The sequence below is a fragment of the Actinokineospora sp. genome, assembly GCF_050699995.1.
In the GTDB taxonomy this organism is placed as follows: domain Bacteria; phylum Actinomycetota; class Actinomycetes; order Mycobacteriales; family Pseudonocardiaceae; genus Actinokineospora.
Genome location: NZ_JBOHGC010000299.1, coordinates 1 through 9,358, shown reverse-complemented (window position 1 = coordinate 9,358; position 9,358 = coordinate 1). Strand labels below are relative to the sequence as shown.

Below are 9,358 nucleotides of genomic sequence, written 5' to 3'. Positions count from 1 at the left end.
CCCCGGCTTGACTCCCCTTTGGTGATGCCTGTTGTACGTAGGTGCGCTCGAATTGGACGTGCTCCTCGGAGACGTCCACTCGCTCAAGCAGAAGCGTTCCGTGGTCAAGCCCGTGGTCGCCGAGCTGCGGCGTAGGTTCGAGGTGTCCGCCGCCGAGGCGGGCCACCAGGACCTGCACCGCCGGGCGCTGATCGGGGTGGCCGCGGTCGCCGCCGAAGCGTCGCACGTCCGCGATCTCCTCGACGCCTGCGAGCGTTTGGTCGCCGGACGTCCGGAGTTGGAACTGCTGTCCGCCCGGCACCGTTTGCTGGGACCGGAAGACGAATAGCCGTGACATAAGCAGAGAACAGCCCAGCAGTGATCAGCACAGCCGAATGAAGTTCAAGCCGAAAGGGGGAGCGTCGTGGCCGACGCACCCCGCGCCCGCAAGCTAGCGAAGCGCATCTCTCAGATCGTGGCCTCCGCGTTGGAACACGAGGTCAAGGACCCGCGTCTGGCCCGGGTCACGATCACCGACACCAAAGTGACCGCCGACCTGCACGACGCGACGGTCTACTACACCGTGCTCGGCGACAAGCTCGACGTCGAGCCGGATCGCCCAGGCGCCGCGCAGGCGCTGGAAAGCGCCAAGGGCGTGTTGCGCACGATGGTCGGCGCGGGCACCGGCGTCCGGTTCACCCCGACGCTGACGTTCGTGGCCGACACCGTGCCCGAGGACGCCAAGCACATCGACGACCTGCTCGCCCGCGCCCGCGCGGCCGACGCGGAGGTCGCGGCGATCGCTTCCGGCGCTTCGCACGCGGGCGAGCCGGACCCGTACCGGGTTCCGCGTGAAGACGAGGATGACGACGACGAGTGACGGACAGGACCGTAAGCCGCTGAGCCGGCGTACGGTGCTGGCCGCGTCGGCGGCGGGGCTGTGCTCCGCCGTCGGCATCCTTGTCGTCGGAAGTCGGCTGCGCCGCTCCGAGCCCGCCCCGGCGGTGCCGCGCAGCCCGCTCCCCACCCCGAGCACCGGGCCGGTGCAGCCGGTCACGTCCCAGCGGCTGGCTTCGGCGGCCAGGGGACGCGATGTCGAGCTGATCGTCATGCGGCCCGAGGGCGTGCCCGGCTCGCTGCCGGTCTGTTTGGCCCTGCATGGGCGCGGCGCTTCGGCGCGGGTGTTCACCGACCTCGGTGTCCCGGCCATGCTGACCGCCGCCGTGGCCGCGGGCGTCCCCCCGTTCGCCGTCGCGGCGGTCGACGGGGACACCTACTGGGTCGCCGCCAACCCGGCCGACGATCCGCAGCGGATGCTCCACGAGGAAGTGCCTGCCTGGCTGGCCGGGCTGGGGCTGCGGCCCGATCCGGTTGTCGTCCTGGGAATCTCGATGGGCGCGTACGGCGCCCTCAACTACGCGCGCACGCACGCGTGTGCGGTCGCCGCTATCAGCCCCGCCCTGTTCCGCTCGTGGACCGAAGCGCGGTCACGGAAGGTTTTCGCCGACCGCGCCCAGTGGGAGGCGACCGAACCGCTGCGGCACACGACCGAACTCACCCCGGCCAGGCTCGGCGTCTGGTGCGGCACCGCCGACCCGTTCGCCCCGGCCGCGCGGGAACTGATCGCGATGGCCAAGCCGGCCGAGTCCGTGCTGGGTCCGGGCGGGCACGACGAGGACTACTGGCGGCGCGTGCTGCCCGAGGTGCTGCGGTTCGTGGGAACCCGTGCCTGACAACCATGTCGGAGTGGACGCGCCCGCCGCCGTGCGCGACTGTGGCGCCATGGGTTCCGACTACGCCGACGCCGCCGACCTGCTGCGCTCCGCCACCGATGTCACGCTCCTCGCGCATGTGAACCCGGACGCCGACGCGCTGGGCAGCGCGCTCGCCCTCGCGCTGGCGTTGAAGAAGCTGGGCAAGCGCACCCGGGTGTCCTTCGGCTCGCCCGACATCGTCCCCGAGTCGCTGCGCTCGCTCGACACCGACGGTCTGCTCGTGCCCGCCAGTGAGGTGCCCGCGGCGCCCGCGACCCTGGTCGTCCTCGACTGCGGCAGCGACCGCAGGCTCGGCCCGCTGATCGACCGGGTCACCGCGACCCGCGCCGCGGGCGGCCGGGTGCTGGTGATCGACCACCACGTCGGCACCCCGCGCTTCGGCACCGACCACATCCTCGACAGCTCGGCGGTGGCCACGGCCGTGCTGGTGCTGGCCCTGCTCGACGAACTCGAGGTGCCGCTGGACCCGGCCATCGCCACCTGCCTGTACGCCGGTGTCCTCACCGATACCGGCTTCTTCCGCCGCGCCACCGGAGCCACCCACCGCATCGCCGCCCGACTCCTCGACGAGGGCGTCGACGCGGAGGCGTTGAGCAGGCGGTTCGACGAGCACCCGTTCGCCTGGCTGAGGATGCTGGCGACCGTGCTGGGCCGGGCGGAACTGGTCCCGGAAGCGGCCGGTGGGCGCGGCCTGGTGCACACGGCGGTGCACCTGTCGGACCTGGTGGGCGTGTCGATGGACGATGTCGAGGGCGTGGTCGACCTGGTCCGGTCCAGCTCGGAGGCCGAGGTCGCCGCGGTCGCCAAGGAACTCGAACAGGGCGTGTGGACGGTGTCGCTGCGCGCCGTCGGCGACTTCGATGTCCGCGCCGTGGCAGCCTCTCTCGGCGGCGGCGGGCACCGGCTCGCGGCCGGGTTCACCGCCCACGGCTCGGCCGAGGATGTGTTGGCTTCGATCAAGCGGGCCCTCGGTTGACCTGACCGGGTACCGTGCGCTCCGTGTCGACACTTCACCGACTGGCATCGGTCCTCCTGGTGGCCTGCGCGCTGACCGCGTGCGGCACCGACGACCCCGCGCCCACCACACCCCCGCCGACCAAGGCGAGCGTCGTGGGCACCGCCCCGCAGGAGTCCCCGGAGAAGCTCTTCGCCGAGTACGTGACACGGCTGAGCAAGGTGGACGGCCCTGGCACGTGCTCGCTGTTCACCGAGGGCGGTGTGATCGCCTTCGAGGACGAATGGCAGGAGACGCCGTGCGACCTCGTGGTGACGAAGGCCGCGGGCCGAATCCAGGACCTGGCCGCCTTCGGCGCCAAGACCACGCCGAAGGCGGTCAACAAGGACAGCGACACGGTCGTGGAGCTGAGCGCCTGCGGCGTCGGCGGCATGAAGGCCCTGAAGTCCGACAAGGGCTGGCTCATCGACGCCTACCGCGGCCCCTCCTCCGTCGACGGCTGCTGACCCGCGAGTCGCCCCTTCCCGACACCGAGTTCACCGTTCCCGACAATGAGTTCACCGTTCCCGACAATGAGTTCATCGTTCAGGACAGTGAGTTCGCACTTCGGCGAGCCAGGACGGCCACCGCCTCACGTTCGACCGTCAACGCGGCGGCCGCCCGCTCGTGCAGCGCGTCGAACACAGCGTCCTGCTCACTCGGTGACAGCGGCGCGCCCTGCGCGTACGCGGCGGGCAGCGAGGCCATCTCGGCGCTGATGGCCTGGATCTCGTCGGAGGCGCGAGCGCCTTCGGTGACCATCAGGGCCAGCTTGCGCTCGGAGAGGTCGTCGTATCTGGCGAGTTCAGGTGCGGACGCGAGCGCTTGCGCCGCCAGCGCCGACCAGTGCTCGCCGGAGGCGCGGAACAACGCCGCGGCTTCGCTGTAGGAGCCGTCGAGGGCCGCCTCGGCGAGGAAGTCGGCGTACAGCGGGCGGGTCGCGCCGGGCGCGGTGTACTCCAGTTCCAGGCAGTCGTGCAGCCTGCGCAGCGCCCAGAAGAACCCGTCGGGCCTGCCGAACAGCGTCGACCAGCCTTTGCGGCCCTTGCGGTCGCCCAAGGCATCGACCAGTTTGGCCATGCCGGACAACCCGAAGTTGGCGTCGTAGGCGTGACCGAGGACCGGGCCCGTCAGGTGTCCCACCGTAGTGGCCACGGCATCGCGGATAGCGGTGGGCAGGTCGAACTCGCCCGCGCCGGTGATCGTCAGCAGCCGGTGCTTGCGCGCCCACGCCGCTTCGAAGTCCTGCCGTGGCAAGGGGTTCGGGCGGACGCAGCCGTCGTCGAGGTAGACCGTGTCGTCGTCGGCGCCGATCACGGCCACGTCGTGCGGATCTCCGAAGACCGGGTCGACGACTCCGTGCCAGGGAAGCCGGGCGCGGTCGAGCGTGCACACGGCCGGTGCTCCACCGGCCAACGTCTCAGCCAGTCGACCGGCCGCGACCTTCGCGCTCGACGTGGTCGTCACCGAGGTGGTGAAGCCGAGCCGGGACAGCGCGGCGGGCAGGAACGGCTCCGGGTGGTGCTGGGCGACGACCGTCATCGTCGGGTACGGGAAGTCCTTGTACTCGAACACCGCGTACAGGAACCCGATCCCGCCGCCGAGGCCCGCGAGCATGGCCTCGCTGAACTGCACGCCGCGGTGGGCGAGGAGGTTGCGCAGCAGGGTCGACGGCGGGTGCGTGCCGCCGCCGGTCGTGCGGTAGCCCGGGAGGACCGCTGAGGGGAACGGCGACAGGTCGGTCCGCTGGGCGAGCACGTGTCGCCGGGCGGTCGTGTAGATCTCGCCGGTGTGCGTCATTCGGCTGCGCACCAGCGCTTTCAGGCTCTTCTGACGGGTCATCGTCGGCTCCATGGCGCACCGGGGGACTCCACGCGTCGCATCCGGTCACCGTGCGGCATCGACGATTCGGAATTCCGGTCCGAGGGCACCCGTCCCCTTCGCCTTCGCGGTGCCGGAAGGCGTGGACTTCCGGTCTGAAGGTAGGGCGCTGGACCTCGCCCGCAGGCAGTCTAACCCGCTTTTCGTTTTGCGGAGCACCGCTGCCGACACTGCCCGAAAAAGCTCTTCGGCACGCCGTGACCGGCCAAGATCCGGCCAAATCGTGTCCACGAAGGGGTGACATGGCACACCTGAATGGTATATACCAATCTGGTGCCAGGCGCCCGGCTCGCATCTCGGGGCCTGGTCGTGCCGACTGAAGATCTGGATGGTGACCATGCGTTCGACCAATGGGCTGGTTCTCGCCGCCGCGCTCTCCCTCGTGTTGACCGGCTGCGGTGGCGGGACCGACGCGGGCGGGGGTGGCACCGCGCCACTCACGCTTCCCGGCGTCGATGAGTACCTGAACGCGCCGTGTCCGGAGGTGGGGACGAAACCCGCCACGGACAAGGAGTTCACCTACTGGTCGATGTGGACCGCCGACGAGCCGCAGGGCAAGGTCCTCGGCAAGGCCATCAAGTGCTTCACCGAGAAGACCGGTGTGAAGGTCAACGTGCAGTGGCTGGGCCGCAAGCTGCTGACCCAGAACGTCGCGCCCGCGCTGAACACCGACACCGTGCCCGACCTGTTCGACCAGGACATCAGCCAGGTCAAGGCCGCCGTCGTGGCGCCGGGCGGCACGCAGCCGGTCGACGACGTGCTCGACTACAAGATCGGCGAGGGCGACAAGAAGGTCCGCGACGTCCTGCCCGCGACGTCTTACGACATCCCGCAGAACAAGGACGCCAACGGCAAGATCTTCGAGATCCCCTACGAGCTGCTGGGCAACGCCTGGTGGTACGACAAGGCGAAGATCAAGGACTTCAAGGCGCCCAGCACGATGGCCGACCTGTTCGCCCTGTTCGACAAGGCCAAGGCCGACGGCATGGCCGCGGTCAGCCAGGACGGCGACATCAACTTCTACAACGCGTACTTCTTCACCCAGATCGCCGTGCGCTACCTCGGCGCGGGTGGGCTGGAGAAGGCCGCGCTCGACAAGTCCGGCGCCGCATGGACTTCCGACCCCGGCCTGCTCAAGTCCGCCGAGCTGGTGGAGAAGCTGGCCAAGGGCGGTTACTTCATCGACGGCTGGGACGCGGCGAAGTTCCCGCAGATCCAGCAGCGCTGGGCCGACGGCGACGCGGCGTACCTGTTCGTCGGCGGCTGGGGCCCGAGCGAGACCCGCGAGTACCTGAGCAAGCAGGGCGGCGACAAGGGAATCGAGTACGCCTCGTTCCAGTTCCCGCAGCCCGACGGCGCCACGCACAAGGTCGTCGAGCAGCTGCCGATCGGGTTCGCGGTGACGGCGAAGGCGAAGCACCCGGAGGCGGCCAAGGCGTTCATCGCCTACATGCTCAACAAGGACATCCTGTCCGGCATCCCCGCGGTCGCCGACAACCTGACCCCGCGCGCCGACCTCGCGGTGCCGGACTCGCTCAAGGACGTCAAGGCGGCTCTTGAGGCCCTGGGCGTGGAGCACGCGATCTTCATGGACGCGCTCGACGGCCTGGCCGCGGGCAAGTGGGTCGACAACGTCTTCTACCCGCTCAACAACGACCTGCTCAAGGGCAAGATCACCGCGAAGCAGTTCATCGACGGCCTCGCGGCGAAGCAGGCCGAGTTCTGGAAGAGCACGAATTCATGACCGCTGCTCTGGGCGCGCACAAAACCGGTCGACGGCGGCTGTTCCTGCCGTTCTTCCTGCCCGCCGTGTCGCTGTACGTGCTGTTCCTGCTGGTTCCGACCATCGCGACGGTCGTGCTGGGCTTCACCTCGTGGGCCGGGGCGGGCGACACGCCCCGGTTCACGGGGTTGGCCAACTTCGGTGAGCTGCTCGGGTCGGACTCGTTTCGCCACTCGTTCCTGAACACGCTGCTCTACATCGTGGTCGGCGGTGTCGGCACGTTCCTGCTGGCGTTCTTGTTCACGATGGTGTTGCGCGACATGCGCGGCGGCAAAACGGTTCGGGCGATCCTGTTCTTCCCCAACATCGTCGCCCCGGTGGCGCTGGGGATGTTCTTCGGGATCGTGCTGATCTTCCGGCCGAACCGGCAGGGGCTGGTCAACTTCGTGCTGGAGTCCTTCGGGATCGATGCGGTGAAGTTCCTGGCACCGGAGAACGTGACCTGGGTCGTGACGGGCTGCCTGATCTGGGCCAGCGCGGGGTTCTACATCACGATCCTGATGGCCGCGGTCGACCGGATTCCGCCGTATCTCTATGAGGACGCCGACATCGCGGGCGCGTCGCCGTGGCAGAAGTTCCGCAACATCACGCTTCCGCTGACGTGGGACGTGATCGGGGTGGCCGGGGTGCTGTGGACGATCGGCGCGATCAAGATCTTCGAGTTGGTGTTCGTGCTCGCCGGGCCGGGCACCTACTCGCCACCGATCCAGTCGTGGACTCTCGGTGTCTACGTCTTCGACCGCTCGTTCGGCACGGCGGGCTCGCCCGAGTACGGCATGGCGTGCGCGGCCGCGGTCGTGATGATCACGTTGGTGTCCGTGCTCGTGGTCATGCTGCGCAGGATGATGAGGCGCGACAGTGTCCAGTTCTGAGAGGCAATCCACTGTGACTGTCACCGCTGCGCGGGCTGCCAGGCGAACCGTGCCGCCGCGGGTCGCTCCCCGCAAGCCGCGTCCGGCTCCCGGCTCCCGTGGGCTGAGTCCCTTGCGGCTGCTGGGAATGGCGTTCGTCTGGCCCTTCACGGCGTTCAACATCCTGGTCCTGTACTGGCTGCTGACGGCCACGTTCAAGACGCCGATCGAGATCTTCACCAAGCCGTTCGCCCTGCCGTACCAGTGGTTCGAGCGCGGCGACCCGTTCCGCAACCTCACCTATGCCTGGAACAACGCCGGTTTCGGCCGCGCGTTCCTGGTGACGGTGGTGCTGGTGGCGGTCTCGTCCGTGGCGATCGTGCTTGTGTCGGCGCCCGCCGCGTACGCGCTGACCCGCCTGGGTGTGCGGGGATCCAACGGGCTGACCAACTTCATCGCGATCGGGATGGGCATCCCGTTCCAGACCGTGGTGATCCCGCTGTTCATCGGGATGGCGAAGCTGAACCTGACGAACAGCCTGTTCGGCATGTTCCTGGTCTATGTGGCGCTGTCGATCCCGTTCACCGTGTTCCTGCTGACCGGGTTCTTCCGTTCCCTGCCGGACGAACTGGAGGAGGCGGCGTCCATCGACGGCGCGTCGCCGCTGCGCACGTTCTTCTCGATCATGCTGCCGCTCGCCCGCGGCGGCCTGATCACCGCGCTGATCCTCAACGCCATCGGCCTGTGGAACGAAACCCTGCTCGCGTTGGTGTTCCTGAACGAGAACGCCAACTTCACCCTCGCCCGCGCCCTGTTCTCGTTCTACGGCGCGGCGAGCTACCAGTCGGAGTACGGCGGCCTGATCGCGGGTGTCGCGATCGTCGTGCTGCCGATGCTTGTGCTGTATGTGTTGCTGGCCCGCCGGATCATCACCGGCCTGACCCTCGGCGCCGGTAAGTAGCGTCCACTAGGGAGAGAAATGGCAACGGTCACCTACGACTCCACCACGCGGTACTACGCGGGCAATCCGCAACCGGCGGTGGACAACCTCGACCTGGAGGTCGCCGACGGCGAGTTCCTCGTCCTGGTCGGCCCGTCGGGCTGCGGCAAGTCGACCACCCTGCGGATGCTCGCGGGCCTCGAAGGCGTGGACGGGGGAGCGATCCGCATCGGGTCGCGCGACGTCACGAACCTGCCGCCGAAGGACCGGGACATCGCGATGGTGTTCCAGAACTACGCGCTGTACCCGCACATGACGGTGGCGGAGAACATCGGCTTCCACCTGAAGATCTCGAAGATGGCCAAGTCGGAGCGGGAGCAGCGCATCCGCGAGGCGGCGGACCTGCTCGACCTGACGCCGTACCTGGACCGCAAGCCCGCCAAGCTGTCCGGTGGGCAGCGCCAGCGGGTCGCGATGGGCCGGGCGATCGTGCGGCGCCCGCAGGTGTTCTGCATGGACGAGCCACTGTCCAATTTGGACGCGAAGCTGCGGGTGCAGACCCGCACCCAGATCGCGTCCCTGCAGCGGCGGCTCGGCGTCACGACGATCTACGTCACCCACGACCAGGTCGAGGCCATGACCATGGGTGACCGGGTCGCGGTGCTCAAGGACGGCGTGCTGCAGCAGTGCGACACCCCGGTCGGCCTTTTCGGCAGGCCCGCCAACCTGTTCGTCGCCGGCTTCATCGGATCGCCCGCGATGAACCTGATCCCGTCCACGGTCATCGGCGAGAGCGCCACCGTCGGCGGCCGCCCGATCCCGCTGACCCCGGCCCAGCGCGCGGAGCTGACGTCGGACAAGGTCGTCGTCGGTGTCCGCCCCGAGGGCTGGACCATCGTCGCCGAAGGCATCGACGCGACGGTGGACGTGGTCGAGGAACTGGGCAGCGACCAGTACTTGTACTGCTCGGCGGCCACCCCGCAGATCGACCCGATGGACTCCCCGGACGCGCCGCACGCAATCACCGTGCGCACGCCCGGCATGTCCCCGTGGCGCCCAGGCCAGAAGCTGGCCTTGGCCCCCCAGCCGGGCGCGGTCCACCTGTTCGACGCGGTGACCGGCGAGCGTCTGCCCGACTGAGCGGTGCGCGGTCCC

10 protein-coding genes are annotated in these 9,358 nt (G+C 69.1%); 9 read left to right on the top strand and 1 reads right to left on the bottom strand.

Annotation, left to right across the window (positions count from 1 at the left end; translation table 11 throughout):
* Window positions 1–31 precede the first annotated feature (31 nt).
* The 5 genes from ACRDSQ_RS15095 (at window position 32) to ACRDSQ_RS15075 (ending at window position 3,215) form a co-directional block, all read left to right on the top strand.
* On the top strand, window positions 32–328 hold the full coding sequence (locus ACRDSQ_RS15095; RefSeq protein WP_431421761.1) for a DUF503 domain-containing protein: 297 nt from the start codon (window positions 32–34) through the stop codon (window positions 326–328).
* Window positions 329–403: 75 nt separating this feature from the next.
* Window positions 404–859, top strand: coding sequence for a 30S ribosome-binding factor RbfA (gene rbfA, locus ACRDSQ_RS15090; RefSeq protein ID WP_431421760.1), 456 nt, complete (start codon window positions 404–406; stop codon window positions 857–859).
* The gene (locus ACRDSQ_RS15085) at window positions 843–1,712 is read left to right on the top strand and encodes an alpha/beta hydrolase (protein ID WP_431421759.1); all 870 of its coding nucleotides are present in this window, start codon (window positions 843–845) and stop codon (window positions 1,710–1,712) included. The genes rbfA and ACRDSQ_RS15085 overlap by 17 nt, the downstream gene beginning before the upstream one ends.
* 49 nt (window positions 1,713–1,761) lie before the next feature.
* Window positions 1,762–2,730: a DHH family phosphoesterase gene (locus ACRDSQ_RS15080; RefSeq protein WP_431421762.1), complete on the top strand. Its 969-nt coding sequence runs from the start codon at window positions 1,762–1,764 to the stop codon at window positions 2,728–2,730.
* Between the two features lie 23 nt (window positions 2,731–2,753).
* Window positions 2,754–3,215, top strand: coding sequence for a hypothetical protein (locus ACRDSQ_RS15075; protein ID WP_431421757.1), 462 nt, complete (start codon window positions 2,754–2,756; stop codon window positions 3,213–3,215).
* Window positions 3,216–3,294: 79 nt separating this feature from the next.
* Here the strand turns inward: ACRDSQ_RS15075 and ACRDSQ_RS15070 are convergent, their stop codons facing one another.
* Window positions 3,295–4,590: a BtrH N-terminal domain-containing protein gene (locus ACRDSQ_RS15070; protein WP_431421756.1), complete on the bottom strand. Its 1,296-nt coding sequence runs from the start codon at window positions 4,588–4,590 to the stop codon at window positions 3,295–3,297.
* 376 nt (window positions 4,591–4,966) lie between these two features.
* On the opposite strand from ACRDSQ_RS15070, the gene ACRDSQ_RS15065 reads away from it, so the two are divergent.
* The 4 genes from ACRDSQ_RS15065 to ACRDSQ_RS15050 all read left to right on the top strand — a co-directional run bounded on the left by ACRDSQ_RS15065 (window position 4,967) and on the right by ACRDSQ_RS15050 (window position 9,343).
* The gene (locus tag ACRDSQ_RS15065) at window positions 4,967–6,373 is read left to right on the top strand and encodes an ABC transporter substrate-binding protein (RefSeq protein WP_431421755.1); all 1,407 of its coding nucleotides are present in this window, start codon (window positions 4,967–4,969) and stop codon (window positions 6,371–6,373) included.
* The gene (locus ACRDSQ_RS15060; protein ID WP_431421754.1) at window positions 6,370–7,284 is read left to right on the top strand and encodes a carbohydrate ABC transporter permease; all 915 of its coding nucleotides are present in this window, start codon (window positions 6,370–6,372) and stop codon (window positions 7,282–7,284) included. Before ACRDSQ_RS15065 ends, ACRDSQ_RS15060 begins: the two co-directional genes overlap by 4 nt.
* Before the next feature lie 112 nt (window positions 7,285–7,396).
* The gene (locus ACRDSQ_RS15055; protein WP_431421753.1) at window positions 7,397–8,224 is read left to right on the top strand and encodes a carbohydrate ABC transporter permease; all 828 of its coding nucleotides are present in this window, start codon (window positions 7,397–7,399) and stop codon (window positions 8,222–8,224) included.
* Between the two features lie 18 nt (window positions 8,225–8,242).
* On the top strand, window positions 8,243–9,343 hold the full coding sequence (locus ACRDSQ_RS15050; RefSeq protein WP_431421752.1) for an ABC transporter ATP-binding protein: 1,101 nt from the start codon (window positions 8,243–8,245) through the stop codon (window positions 9,341–9,343).
* The last annotated feature ends 15 nt before the right edge of the window (window positions 9,344–9,358 follow it).

Bases quoted from the DNA above. Each gene is read 5' to 3' on its own strand.
- ACRDSQ_RS15085 (WP_431421759.1), top strand. From the start codon at position 843: ATGACGACGACGAGTGACGGACAGGACCGTAAGCCGCTGAGCCGGCGT.
- ACRDSQ_RS15080 (WP_431421762.1), top strand. From the start codon at position 1,762: ATGGGTTCCGACTACGCCGACGCCGCCGACCTGCTGCGCTCCGCCACC.
- ACRDSQ_RS15070 (WP_431421756.1), bottom strand. From the start codon at position 4,590: ATGACCCGTCAGAAGAGCCTGAAAGCGCTGGTGCGCAGCCGAATGACG.
- ACRDSQ_RS15065 (WP_431421755.1), top strand. From the start codon at position 4,967: ATGCGTTCGACCAATGGGCTGGTTCTCGCCGCCGCGCTCTCCCTCGTG.
- ACRDSQ_RS15060 (WP_431421754.1), top strand. From the start codon at position 6,370: ATGACCGCTGCTCTGGGCGCGCACAAAACCGGTCGACGGCGGCTGTTC.
- ACRDSQ_RS15050 (WP_431421752.1), top strand. From the start codon at position 8,243: ATGGCAACGGTCACCTACGACTCCACCACGCGGTACTACGCGGGCAAT.